A 25881-nucleotide genomic window follows, 5' to 3' on the forward strand; every position below is an offset into this window, starting at 1 on the left:
TGTGAGGGACTATCCCGGCGGACAGGCTCAGCGGAGGTCGGCGGCCGCTCTCGCGAGCGACTCGACGCGGGCCCAGTCGCCGGCCTCGAGGACGGCGGGCGGGGTGAGCCAGGAGCCGCCGACGCAGCCGACGTTGGGCAGCGCCAGGTAGTCCGGCGCCGTGGTGGCGGTGATGCCGCCGGTGGGGCAGAAGCGCGCCGCGGGGACCGGGGAGGCCACCGACTTCAGGTACGCCGCCCCGCCGGACGCCTCCGCCGGGAAGAACTTCATCTGCGTGAAGCCGGCCTCGAGGACCGCCAGCGCCTCCGACACCGTCGAGGTGCCGGGCAGGAACGGCAGGCCGGTGTCGGCCATGGCCGCGAGCAGCGTCGGCGTGGAGCCGGGGGAGACCAGGAAGCGCGCGCCGGCGTCCTGGGCCTCCTTGGCCTGGCCGGGCGTGACGATGGTGCCGGCACCGACCAGGATCTCCGGCACGTCGTCGGCGATGGCGCGGATCGCGTCGAGCGCGACCGGCGTGCGCAGCGTGAGCTCGATGGCCGGCAGGCCGCCGGCGACCAGGGCGCGGGCCAGCGGGACGGCGTCCTCGAGGCGGTCGATGACGACGACCGGCAGCACCGGCACGACGTCGAGCAGCGATGTGGTCAGGGACTCAGGCAGGCTGGACAACGGGCACCTCCGTCTGGGGGAAGCCGTACGCCGGGAAGACGCTCGCGCCCGCGTCGGCGGGTCCGACCGTGGCGCGGAACGCCGAGAACAGCTCGCGACCGGTGCCGGCCCACTCCTCGCCCTCCGGCGCGCGGCCGGTGGGCACGCGCTGCTGCAGGGCGAAGACGTCGTCGACCAGCAGCTGACCGGTGAGGGCGTCGACCGTGATCAGGTCGCCGTCGCGCACCCGCGAGAGCGGACCGCCGAGCGCCGCCTCCGGCGTCACGTGGATGGCGGCCGGGACCTTGCCCGAGGCGCCGGACATCCGGCCGTCGGTGACGATGGCGACCTTCTGGCCGCGGTCCTGGAGCACGCCGAGGGCGGGCGTCAGCTTGTGCAGCTCGGGCATGCCGTTGGCGGCGGGGCCCTGGTAGCGGATCACGGCGATCAGGTCGATGCCGTCGAGTCGGCCGTCCTGGAAGGCCTCCAGGAACTCCGCCTGGTCGTCGAAGACCAGCGCCGGGGCGGTGACGACACGGTGCTCGGGCTTGACCGCGGAGGTCTTGATGACCGCGGTGCCCAGCGGGCCGGTGAGGACCTTGAGCCCGCCGTCGGCCGCGAACGGCTCGTCCGCGGGCCGCAGCACGTCGAGGTCGAGGCTGGCCTTGGGGCCCTCCTCCCACGTGAGGTCGTCGCCGCGCAGGACCGGCTCGGTCGTGTAGCGGCTCAGGCCGTGGCCCATGATCGTCTCGACGTCCTCGTGCATCAGCCCGTGCCGCAGCAGGGTGTGGATGAGGAAGCCGATGCCGCCGGCGGCGTGGAAGTGGTTCACGTCGGCGGAGCCGTTGGGGTAGATCCGCGCCAGCAGCGGCACGACGGCCGACAGGTCCGAGAGGTCCTGCCAGGTCAGGGCGATGCCCGCGGCGCGGGCGATCGCGACGAGGTGCAGCGTGTGGTTCGTGGAGCCGCCGCTGGCGAGCAGCGCGACGCAGGCGTTGACGATCGCCTTCTCGTCGACGACCTCGCCGATGGGGGTGGGCTCGCCGCCCTGGCGGGTGATCGCCACGGCGCGGGCCGCGGCGGCGCGGGTCAGCGCCTCGCGCAGCGGGGTGCCGGGGTTGACGAAGGAGGAGCCCGGCAGGTGCAGCCCGAGGACCTCCATCAGCAGCTGGTTGGAGTTGGCGGTGCCGTAGAAGGTGCACGTCCCGCGCGAGTGGTACGACGCCGCCTCGGCCTCGAGCAGCTCCTCGCGTCCGACCTTGCCCTCGGCGTGCAGCTGGCGCACGCGAGCCTTCTCGCCGTTCGGCAGGCCCGAGGCCATCGGCCCGGCCGGCACGAAGACGGTGGGCAGGTGGCCGAAGGACAGCGCGCCGATCAGCAGGCCAGGCACGATCTTGTCGCAGACGCCGAGCATCAGGGCGCCGTCGAACATGTCGTGGCTCAGCGCGATCGCCGCCGACATGGCGATCACGTCGCGGCTGTAGAGGGAGAGCTGCATGCCCGCGCGGCCCTGGGTGATCCCGTCGCACATCGCGGGCACGCCGCCGGCGACCTGGGCGATCCCGCCCGCGCGGATGGTGGCCTGCTTGAGGACCGGCGGGTACTCGCCGTAGGGCTGGTGGGCCGACAGCATGTCGTTGTAGCTGGTGACGATCGCCAGGTTGGGCTTGGTGCGCCCGCGCAGCGCGGTCTTCTCGGCCGGCTCGGACGCGGCGAAGCCGTGGGCGATGTTGGCGCAGCCGAGCTTGCCGCGGGCCGGGCCCTGGTCGGCGGCGGCACGGATGCGGGTGAGGTAGGCGCGGCGGCTGACGGCGCTGCGCGCGACGATGCGGGCGGTCACCTCCGCCACGACGGGGTTCGTGGGGGGTCGGCTCATTGGTCGGACTCCTGCCATTGTCGGCCGTCGCGCTCCATGAGCGTGGCGGCGGCGGTCGGCCCGCTGGTGCCGGCCGGGTAGCGCTTGGGGCGGTCGGGCGACGTCGCCCAGCGCCGGAGGATCGGCTCGACCCAGGTCCACGCGGCCTCGACCTCGTCGCGGCGCATGAAGAGGGTCGGGTTGCCGCGGATGACGTCCATCAGCAGCCGCTCGTAGGCGTCGGGGCTGCGCTGGGTGAACGTCGTCGCGTAGCTGAGGTCGAGCGAGACCGGCCGCAGCCGGATGCCGCCGGGGCCCGGCTCCTTGGCCGTCATGTGCAGGCGCATCCCCTCGTCGGGCTGGACCTGGATGTGCAGGCGGTTGGGCGAGGTCGCGCCCTCGCTGTGCGGGAACATCGCGTGCGGCGGCTCCTTGAAGACCACCACGATCTCCGACATCCGGCGGTCCATGCGCTTGCCGGTGCGCAGGTAGAACGGCACGCCGGCCCAGCGCCAGTTCTGCACCTCGGCGCGCACGGCGACGAAGGTCTCGGTGCCGCTGCCGGGGCGGCCGAGGTCCTCGGTGTACGACGCGGCAGGCACCCCGTCGACGAGCCCCTGGCCGTAGCGCCCGCGCACCGTGTCGCGGTCGACGTCCTCGGGTGTCATCGGCTTGAGCGCCTGCAGCACCTTGAGCTTCTCGTCGCGCACCGTCTCGCGACCGACGTACGTCGGCGGCTCCATGGCCACCAGGCACAGGAGCTGGAGCAGGTGGTTCTGGACCATGTCGCGCAGGGCGCCGGAGGTGTCGTAGTAGTCGCCGCGCTCGCCCACCCCGAGCGTCTCGGCCACGGTGATCTGCACGTGGTCGACCCAGCGGGAGTTCCACAGCGGCTCGAGGAAGGTGTTGGCGAAGCGCGTCACCAGGAGGTTCTGGACGCTCTCCTTGCCGAGGTAGTGGTCGATGCGGAAGATCTGCTGCTCGTCGAAGACCCGGCCCACGGCGTCGTTGATCGCCAGCGCGGACGCGAGGTCGCGCCCGACCGGCTTCTCGAGCACCACGCGCGAGGTCGGCTCGACGACGCCGGCGGCCTCGAGGCGCTCACAGGTCGGGCCGAAGAGCGCCGGCGCCACCGCGAGGTAGAAGACGCGCACGGCCTCGTCGCCGTCGTGGCCGCACGGGCGGTCCTTGAGCAGGTCGTGCAGCAGGTGCCAGCCCTCGGGCTCGTGGGAGTCCAGGGTCAGGTGGCGCACGCGGGCCAGCAGGCGGCGTACGGCGTCCTCGTCGAGCTCGTCGGCGACCACGTGGCGGTGCAGGGCGTCCTGCACCAGGTGGCGGTAGCCCTCGTCGTCGAGCTCGGAGCGGGAGACGCCGATGATGCGGGTCCCCTCAGGCAGCTGGCCCTCGAGCTCGCGCTGGTAGAGCGCCGGCAGGAGCTTGCGCAGCGCGAGGTCGCCGGTGCCCCCGAAGACGGTGAAGTCCGAGGTCGGGAGGCCGGGGGAGAGCTCGGTGGCAGGCAGGGTCACGACACCACGGTAAGGACACAAGGGTGCTTTCAACAAGCACAACTTAGGTATTTCTCGTACACAAGTCATCCACGACCCGGATCTGCGGGGGCTCAAGACCCTAGAATCGCGGCATGACCTCCGCCGGTGACGTGCTCGAGCTGGTGCGGTCGGGGCGGGCCAGCACCCGCTCCGAGCTGCGCCGGCTCACCGGGCTGTCGCGCACCGCCGTCGTCGCCCGGGTCTCGGCCCTGGCTGAGGCGGGCCTCCTGCTGGTGGGCGAGGAACTTGCCTCCACCGGTGGTCGCCCTCCCGGCAGCATCCTGTTCCACAAGGACGCCGGGGTGGTCCTGGCCGCCGCGATCGGACGCTCGCGCTCCCAGCTCGCGGTCTTCGACCTGATGGGCGACGAGCTCGGCTCGGCCTCGGTCGACCACGAGGTCGGCGCCGGCCCCGACGCGGTGATGCCGCCCGTGGCCGAGCACCTGTGCCGCCTGCTCGACGAGACGGCCGCCGCCCGCACCGTCCTCGCCGTCGGCGTGAGCCTGCCCGGCACCGTCGACCCGGTCCGCGGCGTCAGCGTCGACTCGCCCGTGATGGGCGGCTGGGACGGCGCCGACCTCGCGCCGTACCTCGAGGAGATCGGTGCCGCCCCGCTCTACGTCGGCAACGACGCCGACGTGCTCGCGCGCTCCGAGCGCCTCGGCCACGCCGCCCGCTTCCGCGACCTGCTCGTCGTCAAGGCCTCGACGGGTCTCGGGCTGGGCATCATCGCCGAGGGCCGGGTCGTGTCGGGACACCTCGGCGGCGCCGGCGAGATCGGCCACACCAAGGTCGACGCGGCCGAGGGCCGGCCCTGCCGCTGCGGCGACACCGGCTGCCTCGAGACGCTCGCCGGCGGGTGGGCGCTGGTCTCGCGGCTCAGCGAGTCGGGCCAGCCCGTCGACCACGTGCGCGACCTCGTGGCGTTGGCGCAGACCGGCGACCCCGAGGCCAAGCAGCTGCTGCGCGAGAGTGGCCGCCAGCTCGGCGAGGTGCTCGCCGTCGCGATCAACCTGCTCAACCCGCAGGCCGTCGTCCTCGGCGGCGACATGGCCGCCGCCTTCGACGTCTACGCCGCCGGCGTCCGCGAGAGCGTCTACGCCCGCGCCTCGGCCCTGGCCACCCGCGACCTGCAGTTCCTGCCGTCCACCTTCGGCGACCGCGCCGGCCTGGTCGGCTGCGCCTCCATGGCCCTCGACCAGGTCCTCAACCCCGCCGCCGTCGACGCCCGCCTCCTCGAGCGCCACGACGTACCCGCGACCACCTGAGGTCCGTCCGCCGGGATAGTCCCTAACAAATTCGTGGTCGAGGCGGCGTGCCGACCACGAATTCGTTAGGGACTATCCCGGGCGTACCTCCCCGGAGGGACGCCGAGGACGTGCTTGAAGTGGCGGGTGAGGTGGGACTGGTCGTGGAAGCCGACCTCGGCGGCGACCTGCGCGGCGGGCATCCCGTCGAGGAGCAGACGCCGGGCCGCGTCGACGCGGCGGCCCGTGAGGTAGCGGTGCGGGGAGATGCCCAGCTCGCGGCGGAAGGTGCGGACCAGGCGGGCCTCGGGGGCGCCGAGCGCCGCGGCCGCGGCGGCGAGCGTGACCCCCTCGACGACCGAGGCGTCCAGCAGCTCGCGCAGCCGTCCGGCCAGCGCGGCGTCGCTGCGCGACCTCTCGACCGGTACGCCGCGCAGCCGGCACGACAGCGACTCGACGACCAGCGCCAGCTGCGAGGTCGCCTCGAGCTCGTCGCCGGGGTGCCGCAGGGCGTGGTGAAGCGACCGCACGTGGCGCACCAGGGCAGGGTCGTCGCTGGTCGGCTCGTCCACGCTGCGGCCGGCGCCGGACTCGTCGAGCGTGCCGGCCTCCAGGTAGACCACGCGCTTGCGGAAGCCCTCCACCGTGGCGCCGCGGCCGTCGTGCGGCACGTGCGGCGGCAGCAGGGTCACCGACTCGCGGCGCGTGGCGTGCGCGCGGCCGCCGAGGTCGTAGAGCACGGTGCCGCTGTCGACGAGCAGCACCGTCCAGGTGTCGTGGGTGTGGGAGGGGTAGGCGTGGTGCGGGAAGTGCGCGTGCAGGACCTCCGCCACGCCGGGCACGGGCGGACGCCAGGCCCGGACGTCCGTGGTGGCCCCCATGTCACGAACGTACAAGACCCGCGTCGCGCCGACGGCCAGGATCGAGGCATGCACGACGCCCTCACCCCGCCCTTCGACACCAAGATCGCCGTCCTCGTCCGCGACGACCTCGCGGCCTGGCAGCGCCTCAACGTGACCGCCTTCCTCGCCAGCGGCATCACCGCCGCCTCGCCGCACCTCGTCGGCGACCCGTACGCCGACGCCGACGGCACGCCGTACCTCGCGATGCTCGGCATGCCGGTGCTCGTCTTCGCGGCGGACGCCGAGGTCCTGCGGGCCGCCCGCGAGCGCGCGCTGCGCCGGGAGCTGCCGGTGGCGGTCTACACCGCCGACATGTTCGCCACCGGCCACGACGAGGCCAACCGGGCCGCCGTCGCGGCCGTCGCCGGCGACGCCCTGGACCTGGTGGGGCTGGCGCTGCACGGGCCGAAGAACGCGGTCGACAAGGTGACCAAGGGCGCGCGGCTGCACCCCGCCACGATCGGCTGAGTGCCGGGCGCGGGTCGGGCGGTCGCCGCCGCGACGCCTAGCATGGCGCCATGTCCGGACCGCCCCGCGACCGCAACGGCGCGCACCGTTCGCCGAGCATGGCCGACGTCGCGGCGCAGGCGGGCGTCTCCCACCAGACGGTCTCGCGGGTGCTCAACAACTCCTCCGTTGTCAAGGACGCCACCCGCGCCCGGGTGCTGGCCGCCATCGAGGACATGGGCTACCGCCGCAACGCCGCCGCGCGGGTGCTGGCGACCAACCGCTCGGGACGCATCGGCATGATCTCCGCGCACCTGGCGCTGCACGGGCCGAGCATGATCGCGGTCGCCGTGCAGGAGGCCGGGCACGACGCCGGCTACGAGGTGTCCCTGGTCGGCCTCTCCGACTTCTCCGCCGACTCGCTGCGCGGCGCCGTCGACCGGCTGCTGGACCAGGCGGTCGAGGCGATCGTCGTGGCCGTGGCCCACCGCGAGGCGCTCGAGCGGACCCGCTCGCTGGACCTGCCCCTGCCGGTGGTCATCGTGCAGGGCGTCACCGCGGGCCAGCCGATGGCCGCCGGGATCGACCAGGAGCTCGGCGCGCGGCTGGCGACCGAGCACCTGCTCGACCTCGGCCACGAGCGCGTCGCGCAGGTCACCGGCCCGCTCGACTGGGTCGAGGCCGTCCAGCGGCGCAGCGGGTGGCAGCAGGCCCACGCCGACCGCGGGCTGCGGCCGGGGCCCGAGGTGTCCGGCGACTGGTCCTCGGCCAGCGGGTACGCCGCCGGCGACCGGATCGCCGCCGACCCCGGTGTCACCGCGGTGTTCGTCGCCAACGACGCCATGGCGCTCGGCGTGCTCCGCGCGCTGCACGAGCACGGCCGGCGGGTGCCCGAGGACGTGAGCGTCGTGGGCTTCGACGACGTCCCCGAGGCGGCGTACTTCTGGCCGGGCCTGACCACCGTGGCGCAGCAGTTCTCCGAGCTCGGCCGGCACGCCGTCGACCTCACCGTGCGGGCCCTCGGCGGCGAGCCGGGCGCCGCCGTCGCGCTGGTCCGCCCCCAGCTCGTCGTCCGGGCCTCGACCGGCCCGGCTCCCGCCCTCCCTACGATCAGGATGTGAACGTTCACATGGACCGCTTCAGCACGTGGGGCACGACCCCGTCGGGCGAGACCGTGCACCGGCTCGTCCTCGGGTCGGAGTCGGGGGCGGTGCTGCACCTGCTCACCCTCGGCGCGACCGTGCACCGGCTCGAGGTCGAGGCGGGCGGCCCCCGTCGCAACGTCGCGCTGGGCCACCGCGACCCGGCCGACTACCTGTCCTCCACCGACTACATCGGCGGCACCATCGGGCGCTACGCCAACCGCATCGCCCACGGGCGCGCCCCGCTCGACGGCCGCGAGCTCGTGCTGGGCACCCACGACCGCGGCCACCACCTGCACGGCGGACCCGACGGCTTCGACCGCCGGATGTGGGAGGTCGTCGAGCAGGACGACGACCGCGCGGTGCTCCGGCTGGAGAGCCCCGACGGCGACCAGGGCTTCCCGGGTGGCCTCACCACGCAGGCGACGTTCACCGTGACCGGAGACCGGGTGCGCCTCGACCTGGAGGCGACCACCGACGCCCCGACCCTGGTCAACCTGACCAGCCACGCCTACCTCAACCTCGACGGCGACGGAGCGGGCAGCATCGACCGGCACGAGCTGACGGTGCACGCCGAGCGCTACACGCCCGTCGACGCCGAGGGCATCCCGCTGGCCGACGAGCACGCGCCGGTGGCCGGCACGGCCTTCGACTTCCGCTCGCCCGCGGCCATCGGCCCGGCGGTCCGGCGCGACGAGGAGCAGGTGACCTGGGCGCGGGGGATCGACCACAACTACGTCCTCGACGGCGAGGGGTGGCGCGACGCGGCCGTGCTCGAGTCCCGCGCCTCGGGCACGCGGGCGGTGCTGCGCACCGACCAGCCCGGGCTGCAGGTCTACACCGGCAACTTCCTCGACGGCACCCGCCGCGACGCCGCCGGTGGCCTCTACCGCCAGGGCGACGGCGTCGCCCTGGAGCCGCAGCTGTTCCCCGACACCCCGCACCACCCCGCGTGGCCCTCGGCCGTGCTGCGTCCGGGCGAGACCTACCGCTCCGCGCTGGAGTGGGAGTTCACCGCGCTGAAGTGAGCGTTCACATTTTTCCGGGCGATCTGCCCGGAATCTCTTGACGCGGTCGAATGTTAGCGCTCACACTCACCACAGTGACACCGGTCACAAGGGCGCGACGCCCGTTGATCTGGAGGAATGACAGTGGGAAAGAAGACCCTGATCGCCGCGAGTGCGATCACGCTGAGCTCGATGATGCTCACCGCGTGCGGCAGTGACTCCGACTCCGCCGCAGGCAAGGACGACGGCTCGATCACGATGGGCTTCGCGCAGGTGGGCGCCGAGAGCGGCTGGCGCACGGCCAACACGAAGTCGGTCCAGGAGTCGGCCGAGGAGGCCGGCATCGACCTCAAGTTCTCCGACGCGCAGCAGAAGCAGGAGAACCAGATCAAGGCCATCCGCTCCTACATCCAGCAGAAGGTCGACGTGATCGCGTTCAGCCCGGTCGTCGAGACCGGCTGGGACGCGGTGCTGCAGGAGGCCAAGCGAGCGAAGATCCCGGTGATCCTGACCGACCGCGCCGTCGACTCCGAGGACACCTCGCTCTACGAGACCTTCCTCGGTTCCGACTTCATCCTCGAGGGCGAGAAGGCCGGCCAGTGGCTGGTCGAGAACGCTGCCGAGATGGACGTCGACGGCAACGGCGCGATCAACGTCGTCCAGCTCGAGGGCACCACCGGCGCCGCGCCGGCCCTCGACCGGGCCGAGGGCTTCGCGTCGGCGATCAAGGCGGAGGACACCGTCGAGGTCGTGGCGTCCCAGACCGGCGACTTCACCCGCGACGGCGGCAAGAAGGTGATGGAGACCTTCCTCGGCTCCGAGAAGGGCATCGACGTCGTCTTCGCCCACAACGACGACATGGGCCTGGGCGCCATCGAGGCGATCGAGGCCGCCGGCCTGGTGCCCGGCAAGGACATCAAGATCATCACCGTCGACGCGGTCAAGGACGGGATGGCGGCGCTGGCCGAGGGCAAGATCAGCTACATCGTCGAGTGCAACCCGCTGCTCGGTCCCCAGCTCATGGACCTGGCCAAGAAGGTCGTCGACGGCGAGGACGTGCCCGAGCGCGTCGTCACCGAGGAGAGCACCTTCACGCAGGAGCAGGCGGCCGACGTCCTGGCCGACCGCCAGTACTGAGCCCCTGCCCGTCGGGCCCGACCGGTTGTTGTCCCGGTCGGGCCCGACGCCGCACCGCACGAGAGGAACGAGATGACGCAGATGGACCTCCAGCCGCCCGACGTGGCCGAGCCCGCCGCGACCACGCCGGTCATCGAGATGCAGGACATCTCGATCACCTTCGGGGCGGTGCGCGCGCTCTCCGGCGTCGGGCTGCGGCTGTTCCCCGGCGAGGTGCACGCGCTCATGGGCGAGAACGGCGCCGGCAAGTCGACGATGATCAAGGCGCTCACCGGCGTCTACACGATCGACGGCGGGACGATCCGCGTCGGCGGCGAGGAGCAGCACTTCTCCTCCCCGGCGGCCGCGCAGGCGGCGGGCATCAGCACCGTCTACCAGGAGGTCAACCTGGTCCCCAACCTCACCGTCGCCGAGAACATGCTGCTCGGCCGGGAGCCCCGGCGCTTCGGCGGGATCCACGTCCGCGCGATGAACCGCCGGGCCCGCGAGACCCTCGACCGGCTCGGCATCGAGGTCGACCCCACCTCCACGCTGGGCGAGCACCCCATCGCCGTCCAGCAGCTCGTCGCCATCGCCCGCGCGGTCGACGTCGACGCGCGGGTCCTGATCCTCGACGAGCCCACCTCGAGCCTCGACGCCGACGAGGTCGCCAAGCTCTTCACGGTGATGCGCACGCTGCGCTCCCAGGGCGTCGCGATCGTCTTCGTCTCCCACTTCCTGGACCAGGTCTACGAGATCGCCGACCGGATGACGGTCCTGCGCAACGGCCGGCTCGTGGGCGAGCGCATGGTGGCGGACACCACGCAGCTCGAGCTGGTGCAGCTGATGATCGGCCGCGAGCTGGAGGTGCTCGAGCGGCTCGACCGCGAGGTGGCGGCCACCAGCGCCCGCGAGAGCGGGGCGCCGGTGATGAAGGCCCTGGGGCTCAGCCGCAAGGGCTCGCTGGAGGCCTTCGACCTCGAGCTGTACGACGGCGAGGTCGTCGGCATCGCCGGGCTGCTCGGCTCCGGGCGCACCGAGATGGCCCGCCTGCTGTTCGGCGCCGACACCGCCGACCACGGCGAGCTGCACATCCGCTCCGAGCGGCGCCGCCTGCGCAGCCCGCGCCACGCCATCGACCGCAAGGTCGCCTTCTCCAGCGAGAACCGCCGCGCCGAGGGCGTGATCGAGGACCTCTCCGTCGCCGACAACATGCTCCTGGCGCTGCAGGCCTCGCGCGGCTGGCTCCGCCCGATCCCCTCCGGCACCCGCCAGCGGCTGGTGACGGAGTACATCGAGACCCTCGACATCCGCCCGCCCGACCCCCAGGCCCTGATGCGCAACCTGTCCGGCGGCAACCAGCAGAAGGTGCTGCTCGCCCGGTGGCTCATCACCCAGCCCGAGGTGCTGATCCTGGACGAGCCCACCCGCGGCATCGACATCGGCGCCAAGGCCCAGATCCAGCAGCTCGTCGCCGAGCTCGCGCGCCGCGGCATGTCGGTCGTCTTCATCTCCGCCGAGCTCGAGGAGGTCCTACGCCTGAGCGACCGGCTCGTCGTGATGCGCGACCGCCGCAAGATCGCGGAGCGTCCCAACGACGACGTCAGCGTCGGCGACCTCCTCGAGATCATCGCCGGCGAGGCCCGCACCCAGCAGGAGGAGTCCCGTGCGTAAGGTCCTCGCCCACCAGCTCGTCTGGCCCGTCCTGGCCCTCGTCGTGCTGCTCGTCATCAACGTCGTGGCGACCCCGTCGTTCTTCGACGTCCGCATGCAGGACGGCCACCTGTTCGGCAGCCTCGTCGACGTCCTCCGCAACAGCGCGCCCGTGCTGCTGGTCGCCCTCGGGATGACCCTGGTGATCGCGACCCGCGGGATCGACCTCTCGGTCGGCGCGATCGCGGCCATCGCCGGCGCGGTCGCCTGCACCTACATCGTGGGCAGCGACGAGGGCGCCGCCGGCACCGCCATCGTGGCCTCCACGACGGCCCTGGGCGTCTGCGTCCTGCTGGGGCTGTGGAACGGCTTCCTCGTGGCGGTCCTCGGGATCCAGCCGATCATCGCCACCCTCGTGCTCATGGTGGCCGGCCGTGGCCTGGCGATGCTGGTCACGGACGGCCAGATCACCACGGTCAACAACGAGCTTTTCAGCGACCTGGCCTCGGGCTTCGTGCTCACCCTGCCGGTGGCCATGCTCGTGGCGCTCCTGGTCTTCGGGCTGACCGCGCTGGTCACCCGTCGTACGGCGCTCGGGATGCTGATCGAGGCGGTGGGCATCAACCCGGAGGCCAGCCGCCTGGCCGGCGTCCGCGCTTGCACGATCATCTGGACCGTCTACGTCTTCGCCGCCCTGTGCGCGGGGCTGGCGGGCCTGATCATCGCGGCCAACACCAACTCGGTGAACGCCAACAGCCTCGGGCTGTGGATCGAGCTCGACGCGATCCTGGCCGTCGTCATCGGCGGCACCTCCCTGGCCGGCGGCCGCTTCTCGCTGACCGGCACCCTGGTCGGCGCGCTGTTCATCACCACCCTCGAGAAGACCATCCCCAACATCGGCATCCCCTCGGAGGCCAACTACCTGTTCAAGGCGGTCGTGGTCGTCGCGGTGTGCCTGGTCCAGTCGCCCCAGGCCCGCGCCGCCCTGCGCGTACGCCGCCCGGCCCCCCTCGTCGCGAAGGCAGCCGTCTCATGAGCACCGCCACCGTCCCCGTCGCCGGCGTCTCCGCCTGGGACCGCGTCCGCGGCTTCCGCCCGCCCTCGCGCTACCTGCCCGTGCTGGCGACGTTCGCCCTCTTCGTCGGGCTCTTCGGCGTCGGCGGCCTGCGCTACGAGGGCTTCGCCGACCCGCAGGTCTTCCTGAGCCTGCTGCTCGACAACGCCTTCCTCATCGTCCTGGCCGTGGGCATGACGTTCGTGATCCTCACCGGCGGCATCGACCTGTCCGTGGGCTCCGTGGTGGCGCTGTCCACGATGATCGCGGCCAAGACGCTGGACATGGGCTGGTCGCCCTACCTCGCCATGGCCTCCGTCCTCGTCGTCGGCGCGGTGCTGGGCACCCTGATGGGGCTGCTCATCCACTACTTCGACATCCAGCCGTTCGTCGCGACGCTGGCCGGGATGTTCCTCGCCCGGGGCCTGACCTACCTGATCAGCGTCGAGTCGATCTCGATCAGCGACTCGACGTTCTCCCAGGTCGCGTTCTCCACCATCACCCTGCCCGGCGGCTACTACACGACGTGGACCGTCGTGGTCGCGCTGGTCGCCGTCGCGGTCGCCGCCTACGTGCTGGCCCGCACCCGGTTCGGTCGCACCGTCTACGCCATCGGCGGCAGCGAGAGCTCCGCGATGCTGATGGGGCTCCGCGTCGCCGCGGTCAAGGTCGGCGTCTACACGATCAGCGGGTTCTGCGCGGCCCTCGGCGGTCTGCTCTTCGCCTTCTACACACTGTCGGGCAACAGCCTGCACGCCGTCGGCATGGAGCTCGACGCGATCGCCGCGGTGGTCATCGGCGGGACACTGCTGACCGGAGGGCGCGGCCTGGTCGTGGGGTCGATGCTCGGCGTCCTGGTGCTGGGCACGATCCAGACCTTCATCTCCTTCGACGGCACCCTGAGCTCGTGGTGGACCAGGATCACGATCGGCCTGCTGGTGCTGGTGTTCGTCGTGATCCAGCGGGTCATGACGCGGCGGCAGTCGTGACGACGTCGGCTCCGGCCGGGCCGCCGGCCCGGCCCGCCGCCGCGCGCGTCCCGGTGATGGCCGACGTGGCCCGGCTGGCCGGGGTCTCGCACCAGACGGTCTCTCGCGTGGTCAACGGCCAGAGCAACCTGCGCCCGGCGACCCGCGAGCGCGTCGAGGAGGCCATCCGCCAGCTCGGCTACCGCCCCAACACCGCGGCCCGCGCGCTCGTGACCCGCCGCTCCGCGACCATCGGCGTCATCGGCTCCAAGAGCGGCTACTGGGGACCCAGCACGGTGCACCGCACCATCCAGGCGGCCGGCCGCGAGGCCGGCTACTTCGTCAGCTCGGTCAACCTGCCCAACCACACGCGCGCCTCGCTGACCGACGCCATCGACCACCTGCGCGACCACGCCGTCGAGGGCATCGTGCTCATCGCGGCCAACGACGACGCCCTGGAGGTGGCCCGGGCCCAGGAGGCCGGCGGCACGCCGGTCGTCGTGGTGGAGGGCGACCCCGACCGGGCGCGCTGGACGGTCGGCGTCGACCAGGTCGCGGGCGCCGAGCTCGGCACCCGCCACCTCGTCGACCTCGGCCACGAGGACATCGCCCACCTCGCCGGCCCCCAGGAGTGGACCGAGGCCCGGGCCCGCCTGCTGGGCTTCCAGACCGCGATGTACGCCGCCGGGCTGCGGCCCTCGCGCCACCTGGTCGGCGACTGGTCGGCCCGCAGCGGCTACGAGGCCGGCCGCGAGATCGCGGAGCGAGCCGACGTGACCGCCGTCTTCTGCGCCAACGACCAGATGGCCCTCGGCCTGCTGCGCGCGCTGTCGGAGGCCGGGCGCTCGGTGCCGGGCGACGTGAGCGTCGTCGGTTTCGACGACATCCCCGAGGCGGCGTACCTGATCCCGCCGCTGACCACCGTCCGCCAGGACTTCACCGCCGTCGGCCGCCGCGCCATCGAGATCCTGCGCGGCGCCATCGCGCACGACCCCGACCGCCCCGAGCCGGCCCGCCTGATCCGCCCCGAGCTGGTCGTCCGCGCCAGCTCCGCCACCCCGCGCAGGAAGTAGGAGAGATGACCGAGCAGCAGTACGTCGTGGGGGTCGACTTCGGCACCCTCTCGGGCCGCGCCCTCGTGGTGCGCGTGTCCGACGGCGCCGAGGTCGGCACCGCGACGCACGCCTACCCGCACGCGGTGCTGGAGGACAGCCTGCCGGGGGCGACGCGCCGGCTGCCCCCGGAGTGGGCCCTCCAGGTCCCGGAGGACTACCGCGAGGTGCTCCGCACGGCGGTGCCCGCGGCCGTGGCGAGCGCCGGGATCGACCCGACCGACGTCGTCGGGATCGCCACCGACTTCACCGCCTGCACGATGGTGCCGACGCTCGCCGACGGCACCCCGCTCTGCGAGCTCGACGGGCTGGCTGACCGGCCGCACGCCTACGCGAAGCTGTGGAAGCACCACGCCGCGCAGGGCCAGGCCGACCGGATCAACCGGCTCGCCGAGGCCCGGGGCGAGGCCTGGCTGCCGCGCTACGGCGGCCTGATCTCCTCCGAGTGGGAGCTGGCCAAGGGCCTGCAGCTCTTCGAGGAGGACCGCGAGCTCTACGACCGCACCGAGCGCTGGGTGGAGGCCGCCGACTGGATCGTCTGGCAGCTGTGCGGCGCCTACGTCCGCAACGCCTGCTCGGCCGGCTACAAGGGCAACCTCCAACGCCTCGACGGCGACGCTGCCAGCTACCCCTCCCCGGGGTTCCTCGGCGCGCTCGCTCCTGGCTTCGAGGGCTTCGTCGCCGACAAGGTCGACCAGCCGATCGGCCGGCTCGGCGACCGCGCGGGCTCGTTGACCGCTCAGGCCGCCGCGTGGACCGGGCTGCCCGAGGGCATCGCGGTCGCCGTCGGCAACGTGGACGCCCACGTGACCGCACCGGCGGCCCAGGCCGTGGGACCCGGCCAGATGGTCGCGATCATGGGCACCTCGACCTGCCACGTGATGAGCTCCGAGGAGCTGCGCGAGGTGCCCGGCATGTGCGGGGTCGTCGACGGCGGGATCGTCGCCGGGTCCTGGGGCTACGAGGCCGGCCAGAGCGGGGTCGGCGACATCTTCGGCTGGTTCGTGCAGCACGGCGTGCCGCCGGCGTACGCCGACGCGGCTGCCGCCGCGGGGGAGTCGCTGCACGAGCACCTCACCCGGCTCGCGTCGCAGCAGGAGATCGGCGAGCACGGGCTGGTGGCCCTCGACTGGCACTCCGGCAACCGCTCGGTGCTGGTCGACCACGAGCTCTCGGGCCTCGTGGTCGGCCTCACCCTGGCCACGAGACCGGAGGACACCTACCGGGCCCTGCTGGAGGCGACCGCGTTCGGGACCCGGGTGATCGTCGAGACGTTCCGCGACAGCGGGATCCCCGTCGAGGGGCTCACCGTCGCCGGCGGCCTGGCCCGCAACGCGCTGCTCATGCAGGTCTACGCCGACGTCACGCGGCTCCCGCTCTCCATCCTCGACTCCGACCAGGGCCCGGCGCTGGGGGCCGCGATCCACGCGGCCGTGGCGGCCGGCTGCTACCCCGACGTCCCGACCGCGGCCACGTCGATGGGGAAGGTCCGCCACGACGTCCACCTCCCGGACGAGGCGCGGGCGCAGGCCTACGACCGGCTGTTCGAGATCTACCTCGAGCTGCACGACCACTTCGGTCGCGAGCAGCCCACGATGCGCCGGCTGAAGGCGCTGCGGCGCGAGGCCGTCGCGCGAAGGGAGTCCCGATGACCGTCACCGCCGACGTCCGCGACACGGTGGTGGCGCTGCGCCGCGAGGTGTGCGCCCTCCACGAGCAGCTGACCCGCTACGCGCTGGTGGTGTGGACCGCCGGCAACGTCTCGGCGCGGGTGCCCGGGCACGACCTGCTGGTCATCAAGCCCAGCGGCGTCTCCTACGACGACCTGACGCCCGACAACATGGTCGTCTGCGACCTGAGGGGCCGGGTGGTCGAGGGCGAGCACGCGCCGTCGTCCGACACCGAGGCCCAGGCCTACGTCTACCGCGAGCTGCCCGAGGTCGGCGGCGTGGTGCACACGCACTCGACGTACGCCACGGCGTGGGCGGCGCGCGGCGAGCCGGTGCCGTGCGTGCTCACGATGGGCGCCGACGAGTTCGGCGGGGAGATCCCGGTGGGCCCGTTCGCCGTCATCGGCGACGACTCCATCGGCCGCGGGATCGTCGACACCCTGCGCGGCAGCCGCTCGCCGGCGGTGCTCATGCGCAACCACGGCGTCTTCACCATCGGAGCGACCGCGAGGGCCGCCGTGAAGGCGGCGGTGATGTGCGAGGACGTCGCCCGCACGGTGCACGTCTCGCGCCAGCTCGGCACCCCGCTCCCCATCGCCCAGGCCGACGTCGACTCGCTCTTCGACCGCTACCAGCACGTCTACGGACAGCAGAAGGACCCACGATGACCACGACCACCACGCCCCTCCCCGAGGTCTGGTTCCTCACCGGCAGCCAGGGCCTCTACGGTCCCGAGACGCTGGACCAGGTCGCCGCCCAGTCGCAGGGGATCGTCGAGCGGCTCGGCGCCGCCGGCGAGCTCCCGACCACCGTCGTCTGGAAGCCGGTGCTCACCGACGCCGCGTCCATCCACCGCCAGATGCTGGACGCCAACAGCGCCCCGCAGTGCGTCGGCGTCATCGCCTGGATGCACACGTTCTCGCCGGCCAAGATGTGGATCGCCGGGCTCGACGCCCTGCAGAAGCCGCTGCTGCACCTGCACACCCAGGCCGGCATGGCGCTGCCGTGGTCGACCATCGACATGGACTTCATGAACCTCAACCAGGCCGCCCACGGCGACCGGGAGTTCGGCTACATCCAGTCCCGCCTCGGCATCGCCCGCAAGACGGTCGCGGGGCACGTCGAGTCGCCGGCGGTCACGCGGCGCATCGCCCACTGGGCCCGCGCCGCCGTGGGCCGGCACGAGACGCGCACCCTGCGGCTGGTCCGCTTCGGCGACAACATGCGCGACGTCGCCGTCACCGAGGGCGACAAGGTCGAGGCCCAGCGCCGCTTCGGGGTCTCGGTCAACACCTACGGCGTCAACGACCTCGTCGCGGTCGTCGACCAGGTCGCCGACACCGACATCGACAAGCTCGTCACCGAGTACGCCGACACCTACCGCGTCGCCCCCGAGCTCCTGCCCTCCGGGGAGCGCCACGACTCGCTGCGCTACGGCGCCCGGGTCGAGCTGGGCCTGCGCGCCTTCCTCGGCGAGGGCGGGTTCGGCGCCTTCACCACCAACTTCGAGGACCTGGGCGGGCTGCGCCAGCTGCCGGGGCTGGCCGTGCAGCGGCTGATGGCCGACGGCTACGGCTTCGGCGGCGAGGGCGACTGGAAGACGTCGGTGCTGCTGCGCGCCACCAAGGTGATGGCCTCGGGGCTGCCCGGCGGCACGTCGTTCATGGAGGACTACACCTACCACCTGGTCCCGGGCGAGGAGAAGATCCTCGGCGCCCACATGCTCGAGGTCTGCCCGAGCATCACCAGCGAGCGTCCGTCGCTGGAGGTCCACCCGCTCTCGATCGGCGGCCGCGAGGACCCCGTGCGGCTGCGCTTCACCGGCGACGCCGGCCCCGCCGTGGTCGCAGGCCTCGCCGACCTCGGCGACCGGCTCCGCCTGACCGTCAACGAGATCGACTGCGTCGAGCCCGACGAGGACCTGCCGCGGCTGCCCGTGGCCTGCGCGGTCTGGAAGCCGCGCCCGTCGCTGTCGACGTCGGCGGAGTCGTGGCTGATGGCCGGCGCCCCCCACCACACCGTGCTCTCGCAGGCCGTGGGCGTCGAGATCCTCGAGGACTTCGCGGAGATGACCGGGGTCGAGATGGTCACCATCGACGCCGACACCACGCCCCGGTCCTTCCAGCGCGAGCTGCGCTGGAACGCCGCCTACCACCGCCTGGCCCAGGGCCTCTGACGCGTCGGTCGCCGCGGCTCGATTAAGCCGAATCACGCACGCGCCGGGGCGACCGGCCGCACTAGCGTCCGGCGCATGACCCCTCCCCGGCCCCGGCCGCTCCCTGCCGCCGCCCTCGCGCTCGCGCTGGCCCTGGGCCTCGGCGCGTGCTCCGGCGACGACGAGCCGGCGGAGACCTCCTCACCGTCGGCGGACGCGGGCTCCACCCCCGAGGAGTCCGCGCCGCCTGCGGAGGAGCCGGCCGAGGAGCCGGCCGAGGAGCCGGGGGAAGGCGCTCCGGCAGGCGGGGTCGTGTTCGTCGACAACGTGGCCGCGCCCGCCGCGACGGTCACCGTCAGCGACGCCGGCTTCGAGCCCGCCGAGACCTCGGTGGCCGTCGGCGACATCGTCGCGTTCACGACGGGCGGGGGCGAGGGCATCTTCGGTGTCATCGTCGGCGACCTGGACGGCTACACCGTCACGACCGGCCTCGACGAGTCCTTCCGCTTCGACGAGCCCGGCACCTACGAGGTCCGCGAGGACATCTCCGGCAACACCGCCACCGTCACCGTCGAGTAGCGCAGTCCGCTGCGGTCGTTTCGTTCCTGCCTGTCGGGATAGTCCCTCACATCCGCGTCGCGACACACCGTGAAGAGCGACGCGGTTGTAGGGACTACCCGGCCAGACAGCTCAGGGGCGGGGGTCACCCAGATTTCACCGACCCCGACGCGCTCCGGTAACCTTCCCCGCGGTGGCGTGTCCGAGCGGCCTAAGGAGAACGCCTCGAAAGCGTTTGTCGGTGCAAGCCGACCGAGGGTTCAAATCCCTCCGCCACCGCCGATGAGAGTGGCCCCCGACCGTTCCGGTGTCGGGGGTCTCTTTCGTCTTCAGTGTCCGAGGGCGTTGCCTCCCGCTGGGCCCGAGCGCATACTCCACCCCACGCGCAACGCCTCTCGGAAGGTACGTCGATGCCCCGTCACGGACGAGTCCTCATGCTGTTGCTCGCGCTGGTGACGGCCGTGCTGGTCGCGGTCCCCGCGAGCCCGGCCAGCGCCGACACCGAGAAGTCGAAGTACTTCAAGGAGGGCTACTCGACCTCCGGGACCATCCGTCTGCACAGTCCCAGCATCTGCATCAAGTGGACGGTGAACGGCGTCAAGGACTATCTCGCCGTCTACAACCACCGCGACCCGGCCTCGACGAGCGACACCTACACCTACCTGGTCTCCATGAAGCTGCGCTACAACAGTCTCCGGCTGGCCGGCTTCAAGCCCGACGGTGCCTCGTGCCCCAACAAGGTGCGCAAGGCCTGGTCGCAGATCAGCATCGAGGCGCATACGCGCGGGTACAAGTGCAGCTTCAACCCCTCGGTCAGCAGCTTCATCGGCTTCCCGGCGAGCTTCGACCTGGGGCTGGAGATCTGGCCCAGCTGTGACACGAAGGCCAAGACCTTCCTCAAGTTCAGCTCAGAGACGAAGCGCCGCGCGGCTCTGCTGCGCAACGACGACGCGGTGCTCTCCTACGTCGGCCAGGAGCGCACCTTCCTGAAGCCGAACAAGAAGATCGCCTGGAAGTGCTACGGCGTGAACTTCGGCTTCCAGATCACGGTGGGCAATACGACGAACAGCGCGAAGTCCCGGTCGTCCCGGGTCCGGATCTGCCCCAACTGGCGGGGGAGCGTCGCGGGTTGGTGAGGTGGGCGCCCGCACCACCTCGGCCAAGGTGACGAGCACGCCCACTCCCTGTGACCCGCGCATCCCTGACCCGAGTCGGCTGGCCGACTCCCGGCCAGAGGGGCGACGCGGTGGGGGTCACTCGTCCCGAGGCACCCGGTGCGTCTCCGCCGACCCCGGGACCACCTGGCCGTCGATGAGGAGCTCGGAGGTGTACTCGCGCAGGTCTCGTGGGATCTCGAAGGGGGCGAACCCCGCGCCGTCGACCGGGTAGACAGCCAACGTCTCGGAGTAGTCGTCGGCCGTGATGCGCACCCCGGTGACGTCCGGGTGGACGGCGTAGACCCAGACGAAGGAGTCGCCGACCGCGACGCCGGAGTCCGTGTAGAGCGCCGGCCGCGCGAGGTAGCGCGTGGGGTCGATGCGGTGGCCGCACGGGAGGCCGATGGTGTCGCCGTACTCGTAGAGCGTGGTGTTCCACTCGCTGCCGAGCAGGTTCTCCCGCTCCTCGATCAGCTCGACGCCGGTGAGCGGCTCCCCGCAGCTGGTACGAGTGGTCTCGGCGAGCAGGTAGCGGCTCCCGTCCACGCTGCCCGACATCACGACCTGCTCGGGCGGGATGGTGTCGACGTACTCCGGTCCCTGCCGGACGACCGCTGCCGCAGCGAGCGTCACGGGGACGGCGACGGCGACGATGCCGAGGCCGATCCATCGCCCGCGGTGCGACCTCCGCACGACCGGGGCTCGCCCGGCACCGAAGGCCTGATCCTCGGTGACCGTGCCGGCCACCGTGCGGAGCGTGCGCCGCAGTCGCTGCTCGACGAGGTCGGGATCCAGGAGCGTGTTCATGAGAGTGCCCTTCGGAGGTGGTCCAGAGCCCGGCGGTGGTCGGAGCGCACGGTGGCGGCCGGGCGCCCCAGGACGGCAGCGACCTCGGTCAGGGGCAGGTCCTCGTAGTAGTGCAGTACGACGACGGCGCGCTGCGTCCACGAGAGCCGGGCGAGCTCGGCCCAGGTCTCGTCGATCTCGGGCGGCAGGTCCACGGCGGGGCGTTCGGGTGGCCGCGCCAACAGACGGAAGCGCCGACGCTGTCCGTCCTTGACCTGGTTGACGACCGCGCGCTTGAGGTACGGCAGGGGGTCCCGCACCTGGTCCCACCGCTCGTGGGCCGAGGCGAACACCGCCTGGACGGCGTCCTCGCTCGCGTCGTGGGAGCCGCACATCAGGTAGGCCAGACGCAGCAGCGTGAGCCGGTGCTGGCGGTACGTCTCCTCCAGGTCGGGGCCCGGGTCCTGCGCGGATGTCGTCATCACGCCCACTCTGTCGCCGAGGAGGTGGAGAACGTTGCACCCGTCGCCCGTGTGGGGTGACCGGACACGTCTCCAGCACCGCATCGACGTGTTTACACGCCCGGCATACAACGCCGCGGAACCCGTCGGTGGCGGAAACCTCGGCGCTCCTCGGGCGTAATTCCGCATCCCTAACCTGAGCCGGCTGGCCGACTCCCGGCCACAGGGACAACGAGGAGTAACCGTGCGGGTACCGCCCTCCACGCGTTGGCGCCGTCTGGCGCTGCTGCCGCTGATCGCGGCCTTGATCTCACCGGTGGCGGGGGTGACGGCGGCCTCCCAGGCGGCCGCGCCGATCGCCCCGGTCGCCGCCGCCCCCGGCGGCGAGCTGCCGGACCCGATGGGCCGGGGCGGCTACACCCCGGCTGTCATCCAGGAGAGCAAGCTCGGGCTGGCCTCGCTCCAGGAGCCGAACTCCGCCGGCAACGCGCCGACCGCCGGCTCCGCGCAGGCGCCGGAGCAGCTGGAGATCCGCGGACAGCTGTACTACCCGGCCGACCGCGCGGAGCCCTCGCCGGTGCTGGTGCTCGTGCACGGCAACCACGGATCGTGCGACGCGGGCCAGAACTCCACCACCGCGACCTGCTCGGCGTACAAGCGCAACGAGGCCGGCTACGCCTACCTCGCGGAGAACCTCGCCACCTGGGGCTACACGACCTTCTCGGTCTCGCAGGACCAGATGATGATGCGCCAGGACACCGCCAAGGGGAAGGGCATGCACCAGCGCCGTCTCCTCATCGCCGCCACGCTCGACGCTCTCAGCGCGGCCAACGCCGCGGGCGGGCTACCCGTCGACGAGCACACCACGATCGGCACGACCCTCGTCGGCAAGCTCGACCTGACGCGGATCGGCCTCATGGGCCACTCGCGCGGTGGTGACGGCGTCACCAGCTTCATCGACTACAACCGGATCCGCACCGACGGGCCGCGCTACCCCCTGCGCGGCGTGATCTCGCTGGCGCCGGTCGACTACGAGCGCAAGGCGCCGTACGGCGTGCCCTACATGACGATCCTGCCGTTCTGCGACGGCGACGTCTCCAACCTGCAGGGCGCCCGCTTCTACGAGCGCAGCCAGTACATCAACGGTGACGACCCGTTCCCGCGCATCCAGTCCTCCCAGCTCGGTGCGATCCACAACTGGTACAACTCCGTCTGGTACGCCGACGGTGACGCGGACGGGACGAACAACAACGACGCGGCGTGCGGCAACAGCGCGCCGTTCTCCGCCACCAACGTCCACCCGAACAACATCCGCCTCAGCGGTGCGGCCGACCCCGCGGTGCCGGCCAAGAACTACGTCAAGGACAACAGCGCCACCTACGACCCGCTGGTCAACACCAAGATCTCCGGCGACCCGGCGCGGATGGGCGACCAGGAGAAGATCGGGCTGGCCACCATGTCGGCCTTCTTCCGGCGCTACGTCGGCGGCGAGGGTGCGTTCGACCCCTACCTGACCGGTGAGCTCTCCGACACCGACTCCCACCTGCAGCTCCCGGCCACGGCCTGCCCGACGAGCACGTCCGGCACCCGGATCCCCTGCAAGGAGTACGTGTCCACCAGCTACTTCCCCGGGGCCGACGAGCGCGTCGACGTGATCCGTCCGGAGGTCGCGAACCCGCTCGGGCTCAACGCCCTGGGCGGGACCCTGAGCGGCAGCGGATTCGCCTACCCCTACCTCGACAACGGCGCGGTCGCCCTGCCGAAGAAGACGGCCGGCGGCTACGACTGGTGCAACCCCGAGCCCGACCACTTCGCGCCCGCGCAGCTGGGTCTCGGCACGCAGCCCACCGGCGCCAAGGCGTGCCCGCTGCCGGGCAAGGCCGAGCTCGGCGGCCAGAACGCCATCCGCGAGAACGCCCCGGTCAACCACTCCTACGGTCGCCAGCTGGCGCTCGCCTGGGAGCCGGGCCAGGACGCGCGGCTCACCGCCGACATCCCCGCCGCGTCGCAGGACGTCAGCGGGCTCAAGGCGCTGACGATGGGTGCGGACGTCAACTTCTTCGACCTGCGCAACCCCGGCGCCGACAACCGCGGCGACAACACCCGCACCGGCACGTCGCCGGACTTCGCGTGGCCCAACGAGAAGCCGACGTCGTACGACACCACGTCGACGACGCAGGACTTCGTCATCGCACTCACCGACACCGCCGGCCACGAGGCCACGGTCAAGGCCGGGGACGAGCGCTGGGGCAACGCCCTGCACATGTCGACGGGCACCAACACCGCCAACACGCACATCGTGCTGGACCAGATCCGGGTCCCGCTCAGCGAGTTCGCCGCCCAGGGCGTCGACCTCACCAAGGTGGACGAGGTCGAGCTGCGCTTCGGCGAGGAGGGGACCCCGCAGTCGGGCTCCATCCAGCTGGCCGACCTGCGCTTCCAGGAGGCGGCGGTCGACGAGCCGCTCGTGCTCTCCGACGGCACGGCGGTCGACCAGGGCGCCGGTCACGGCGCGCCGGCGACCGGCCCGGACCCGGCCGCGTTCCTCACGGCCTACGACAACACCCCGGGCAACGTGAAGCTCAACGACACCGTGGGCGACCCGTTCTCCGCCACCTCCTGGGTGGTCGACGACGACAAGGCCCAGTGCCCGACCGCGAGCTTCGGCTCGATCCAGGAAGCGGTGGACTTCGCCGCCCCCTGGGACACCGTCGTGGTGTGCGAGGGACGCTACGAGGAGTCCTCGACCCCGGTCTTCGGCCCCGGAAACCCTGTGGCCACGGGCGCGATGAACGGCCTCACGATCACCAAGCCCCTGAAGATCAAGGGCGCCGGCGCCGACAAGGTCACGATCCTGCCCGACCAGTCCCTCGACTCGCTGGCCGGCGTCACGCCGTACCTGCGTGACGGGGGCGGCAACGTCATCACGGTGTCGCGGCAGTCGCTGGGCTCGACCGACACCAACGAGCTGTTCGTCGACATCTCGGGTGTGACGGTGACCGCCGGCAGCACCTACGCCGAGGCCGGCATCGGCTACTTCAACGCGGCCGGCCGGGTCTCGGAGAGCGTGGTCGGCCCGATGCGGGTCGCGACGTCGGCCGACGAGCTCGAGGAGAGCCCGCACGGCTGGGGCATCGTCAAGACCGGCACGATCCTGGGCTCCGGTCCGGGGACGGTCGAGACCGAGCTGACCGTCACCGACAGCGTCGTCACCGGCTACCAGTCGGGCGGCATCCTGTTCGACGGTGCCCGCGGCAAGGACGGCGGCGCGGACAACGTGGTCCGGACCGGCATCGAGCAGCACGGCTACGTCGCCGACACGGTCGTCAAGGGCAAGGCCAACGGCCTGTTCCCGCAGACCGGGATCGAGTACACCAGCGGGTCGGACGGGTTCGTGAGGAACAGCCGCGTCACCGGCAACTACTTCAGGCCCGCCCCCGCCCAGTCGTTCGGCATCCTGCTGCGCGACGCGGGCTCGGTCACCGCGACCGGCGACATCATCACCGGCAACGGGTTCGCCGCCTACAACGCGAACGCCGACGGGACGGCGGTCCGCGAGGGCGCGCCGTTCGCGCTGCAGGCGAGCTTCGTGGGCCAGGGCAACCCGGTCCCGGGTGGACCGGCCGACCCCTCCGCCGGCACCGAGGCCGTCTCGGGGCCCGACACCACCTCGGCGGCGACCGTCACCACCCCCGGGCGTCTCTCGACGCCGCCGGGGAGCGTGCCGACCACGGCCGGAGAGGTGACCGACGAGGAGGCGGTGGCCTCCCTCGTCGACCCGCTGGGTGGCTCGCAGGTCAAGGTCGGGGAGACGGTGTTCCCCCTGGTCCGGGCCGCGGACGACTTCGCGGTGCGCTCGGCGGCGCTGCTGGTCGACGGTGAGCAGGTGGCGGTGGCCGACACGGCGCCGTACTCCTTCACCTGGACGCCGGGCACGGCGGACGCCGGGAAGGAGATCACCTTCACGACGGTCGTCACCGACTCCTCGGGCCAGGAGACCACCTCCGAGGGGCTCACCATCGAGGTGGCCACGAAGGAGGTGCCGCCGGTCCGCCCGACGCTGGCGCTGGGCGCGGTGACGAAGGACAAGAAGAAGGGCACCGCCACGGTGCGCGTGAGCGTCAACACGGCCGGCGCCGTCGCCTTGTCCGGCCCGAAGGTCATCGGTGTGCTGCGTCGGACCGCCGGGGCGGGCACGTTCGCCGTGCCCGTGCGGCTCAAGCCGGCGGCGCGCAAGGTGCTCAACACCCGAGGCCGCTACCGGACCACCGTCACGGTGGTGTTCCGCGCGGCGTCGGGCGGGGCCGTGACCCGCAAGAAGGTCGTGCTGCTGATCAAGAAGTAGCGCGACGCAGGTCCGAGAGTGCTGCGGGGGAGGGGTCCGACAGGGCCCCTCCCC

General features: G+C 72.3%; 21 protein-coding genes and 1 tRNA gene. 16 read left to right on the forward strand and 6 right to left on the reverse strand.

Annotated elements, in window-relative coordinates; genetic code table 11:
* Window positions 1–27 precede the first annotated feature (27 nt).
* From eda to zwf, 3 genes are read right to left on the reverse strand one after another with little or no spacing between them, the layout of a single operon-like run.
* Window positions 28–666, reverse strand: coding sequence for a bifunctional 4-hydroxy-2-oxoglutarate aldolase/2-dehydro-3-deoxy-phosphogluconate aldolase (gene eda, locus E4622_RS18690; protein ID WP_245156042.1), 639 nt, complete (start codon window positions 664–666; stop codon window positions 28–30).
* The gene (gene edd, locus E4622_RS18695; protein WP_134740974.1) at window positions 650–2521 is read right to left on the reverse strand and encodes a phosphogluconate dehydratase; all 1872 of its coding nucleotides are present in this window, start codon (window positions 2519–2521) and stop codon (window positions 650–652) included. Before edd ends, eda begins: the two co-directional genes overlap by 17 nt.
* Entirely contained in the window at window positions 2518–4026 is a 1509-nt protein-coding gene (gene zwf / locus E4622_RS18700) for a glucose-6-phosphate dehydrogenase (RefSeq protein ID WP_245156043.1), read from the reverse strand. The genes edd and zwf overlap by 4 nt, the downstream gene beginning before the upstream one ends.
* Before the next feature lie 113 nt (window positions 4027–4139).
* On the opposite strand from zwf, the gene E4622_RS18705 reads away from it, so the two are divergent.
* On the forward strand, window positions 4140–5315 hold the full coding sequence (locus E4622_RS18705; protein WP_134740976.1) for an ROK family protein: 1176 nt from the start codon (window positions 4140–4142) through the stop codon (window positions 5313–5315).
* Window positions 5316–5380: 65 nt separating this feature from the next.
* Here the strand turns inward: E4622_RS18705 and E4622_RS18710 are convergent, their stop codons facing one another.
* The gene (locus E4622_RS18710) at window positions 5381–6175 is read right to left on the reverse strand and encodes an AraC family transcriptional regulator (RefSeq protein ID WP_134740977.1); all 795 of its coding nucleotides are present in this window, start codon (window positions 6173–6175) and stop codon (window positions 5381–5383) included.
* A gap of 48 nt (window positions 6176–6223) precedes the next feature.
* Between E4622_RS18710 and E4622_RS18715 the strand changes: the two genes are divergently transcribed.
* The 14 genes from E4622_RS18715 (at window position 6224) to E4622_RS18780 (ending at window position 20214) form a co-directional block, all read left to right on the forward strand.
* Window positions 6224–6664, forward strand: a complete 441-nt coding sequence (locus E4622_RS18715) for a DUF2000 domain-containing protein (RefSeq protein ID WP_134740978.1) — start codon at window positions 6224–6226, stop codon at window positions 6662–6664.
* A gap of 50 nt (window positions 6665–6714) precedes the next feature.
* Entirely contained in the window at window positions 6715–7764 is a 1050-nt protein-coding gene (locus E4622_RS18720; protein ID WP_209021957.1) for a LacI family DNA-binding transcriptional regulator, read from the forward strand.
* Window positions 7761–8813 carry an aldose epimerase family protein gene (locus E4622_RS18725; protein ID WP_134740979.1) on the forward strand — a complete coding sequence of 351 codons (1053 nt, stop codon included), beginning with the start codon at window positions 7761–7763 and terminating at the stop codon, window positions 8811–8813. Before E4622_RS18720 ends, E4622_RS18725 begins: the two co-directional genes overlap by 4 nt.
* A gap of 123 nt (window positions 8814–8936) precedes the next feature.
* The gene (locus E4622_RS18730; protein WP_134740980.1) at window positions 8937–9929 is read left to right on the forward strand and encodes an ABC transporter substrate-binding protein; all 993 of its coding nucleotides are present in this window, start codon (window positions 8937–8939) and stop codon (window positions 9927–9929) included.
* A gap of 72 nt (window positions 9930–10001) precedes the next feature.
* Window positions 10002–11582 (forward strand): sugar ABC transporter ATP-binding protein, encoded by a 1581-nt coding sequence (locus tag E4622_RS18735; protein ID WP_245156044.1) that lies wholly within the window; start codon window positions 10002–10004, stop codon window positions 11580–11582.
* Entirely contained in the window at window positions 11575–12597 is a 1023-nt protein-coding gene (locus E4622_RS18740) for an ABC transporter permease (RefSeq protein WP_134740981.1), read from the forward strand. Before E4622_RS18735 ends, E4622_RS18740 begins: the two co-directional genes overlap by 8 nt.
* Window positions 12594–13604 carry a galactofuranose ABC transporter, permease protein YjfF gene (gene yjfF, locus E4622_RS18745; protein WP_134740982.1) on the forward strand — a complete coding sequence of 337 codons (1011 nt, stop codon included), beginning with the start codon at window positions 12594–12596 and terminating at the stop codon, window positions 13602–13604. The genes E4622_RS18740 and yjfF overlap by 4 nt, the downstream gene beginning before the upstream one ends.
* On the forward strand, window positions 13601–14656 hold the full coding sequence (locus tag E4622_RS18750; protein WP_209021959.1) for a LacI family DNA-binding transcriptional regulator: 1056 nt from the start codon (window positions 13601–13603) through the stop codon (window positions 14654–14656). The genes yjfF and E4622_RS18750 overlap by 4 nt, the downstream gene beginning before the upstream one ends.
* Before the next feature lie 5 nt (window positions 14657–14661).
* On the forward strand, window positions 14662–16347 hold the full coding sequence (gene araB, locus E4622_RS18755) for a ribulokinase (RefSeq protein WP_134740983.1): 1686 nt from the start codon (window positions 14662–14664) through the stop codon (window positions 16345–16347).
* Complete coding sequence (locus tag E4622_RS18760) at window positions 16344–17033, forward strand: L-ribulose-5-phosphate 4-epimerase (protein WP_134740984.1); 690 nt, start codon at window positions 16344–16346, stop codon at window positions 17031–17033. The genes araB and E4622_RS18760 overlap by 4 nt, the downstream gene beginning before the upstream one ends.
* Window positions 17030–18541, forward strand: coding sequence for an L-arabinose isomerase (araA, locus tag E4622_RS18765; protein ID WP_134740985.1), 1512 nt, complete (start codon window positions 17030–17032; stop codon window positions 18539–18541). The genes E4622_RS18760 and araA overlap by 4 nt, the downstream gene beginning before the upstream one ends.
* 75 nt (window positions 18542–18616) lie before the next feature.
* Window positions 18617–19099: a hypothetical protein gene (locus tag E4622_RS18770; RefSeq protein WP_134740986.1), complete on the forward strand. Its 483-nt coding sequence runs from the start codon at window positions 18617–18619 to the stop codon at window positions 19097–19099.
* A 171-nt stretch (window positions 19100–19270) separates the two neighbouring features.
* Window positions 19271–19357, forward strand: a tRNA-Ser gene (locus tag E4622_RS18775).
* A gap of 155 nt (window positions 19358–19512) precedes the next feature.
* A complete protein-coding gene (locus E4622_RS18780; protein WP_134740987.1) occupies window positions 19513–20214 on the forward strand; it encodes a hypothetical protein in 702 nt (233 codons plus the stop codon).
* Between the two features lie 117 nt (window positions 20215–20331).
* Here the strand turns inward: E4622_RS18780 and E4622_RS18785 are convergent, their stop codons facing one another.
* Window positions 20332–21042: a hypothetical protein gene (locus E4622_RS18785; protein ID WP_134740988.1), complete on the reverse strand. Its 711-nt coding sequence runs from the start codon at window positions 21040–21042 to the stop codon at window positions 20332–20334.
* Window positions 21039–21503: a sigma-70 family RNA polymerase sigma factor gene (locus E4622_RS18790; RefSeq protein WP_167736098.1), complete on the reverse strand. Its 465-nt coding sequence runs from the start codon at window positions 21501–21503 to the stop codon at window positions 21039–21041. The genes E4622_RS18785 and E4622_RS18790 overlap by 4 nt, the downstream gene beginning before the upstream one ends.
* Window positions 21504–21726: 223 nt before the next feature.
* Here E4622_RS18790 and E4622_RS18795 point away from each other — a divergent pair, with 223 nt between their 5' ends.
* Entirely contained in the window at window positions 21727–25827 is a 4101-nt protein-coding gene (locus E4622_RS18795) for an Ig-like domain-containing protein (RefSeq protein WP_209021960.1), read from the forward strand.
* The last annotated feature ends 54 nt before the right edge of the window (window positions 25828–25881 follow it).

Source organism: Nocardioides sp. 503, from assembly GCF_004522095.1.
In the GTDB taxonomy this organism is placed as follows: Bacteria; Actinomycetota; Actinomycetes; order Propionibacteriales; family Nocardioidaceae; genus Nocardioides.

Excerpts from the sequence above, each read along its gene's own strand:
- edd (WP_134740974.1), bottom strand. The coding sequence starts at position 2,521 with ATGAGCCGACCCCCCACGAACCCCGTCGTGGCGGAGGTGACCGCCCGC.
- E4622_RS18705 (WP_134740976.1), top strand. The coding sequence starts at position 4,140 with ATGACCTCCGCCGGTGACGTGCTCGAGCTGGTGCGGTCGGGGCGGGCC.
- E4622_RS18710 (WP_134740977.1), bottom strand. The coding sequence starts at position 6,175 with ATGGGGGCCACCACGGACGTCCGGGCCTGGCGTCCGCCCGTGCCCGGC.
- E4622_RS18715 (WP_134740978.1), top strand. The coding sequence starts at position 6,224 with ATGCACGACGCCCTCACCCCGCCCTTCGACACCAAGATCGCCGTCCTC.
- E4622_RS18720 (WP_209021957.1), top strand. The coding sequence starts at position 6,715 with ATGTCCGGACCGCCCCGCGACCGCAACGGCGCGCACCGTTCGCCGAGC.
- E4622_RS18735 (WP_245156044.1), top strand. The coding sequence starts at position 10,002 with ATGACGCAGATGGACCTCCAGCCGCCCGACGTGGCCGAGCCCGCCGCG.
- yjfF (WP_134740982.1), top strand. The coding sequence starts at position 12,594 with ATGAGCACCGCCACCGTCCCCGTCGCCGGCGTCTCCGCCTGGGACCGC.
- araB (WP_134740983.1), top strand. The coding sequence starts at position 14,662 with ATGACCGAGCAGCAGTACGTCGTGGGGGTCGACTTCGGCACCCTCTCG.
- E4622_RS18760 (WP_134740984.1), top strand. The coding sequence starts at position 16,344 with ATGACCGTCACCGCCGACGTCCGCGACACGGTGGTGGCGCTGCGCCGC.
- araA (WP_134740985.1), top strand. The coding sequence starts at position 17,030 with ATGACCACGACCACCACGCCCCTCCCCGAGGTCTGGTTCCTCACCGGC.
- E4622_RS18770 (WP_134740986.1), top strand. The coding sequence starts at position 18,617 with ATGACCCCTCCCCGGCCCCGGCCGCTCCCTGCCGCCGCCCTCGCGCTC.
- E4622_RS18780 (WP_134740987.1), top strand. The coding sequence starts at position 19,513 with ATGCTGTTGCTCGCGCTGGTGACGGCCGTGCTGGTCGCGGTCCCCGCG.
- E4622_RS18785 (WP_134740988.1), bottom strand. The coding sequence starts at position 21,042 with ATGAACACGCTCCTGGATCCCGACCTCGTCGAGCAGCGACTGCGGCGC.
- E4622_RS18790 (WP_167736098.1), bottom strand. The coding sequence starts at position 21,503 with ATGACGACATCCGCGCAGGACCCGGGCCCCGACCTGGAGGAGACGTAC.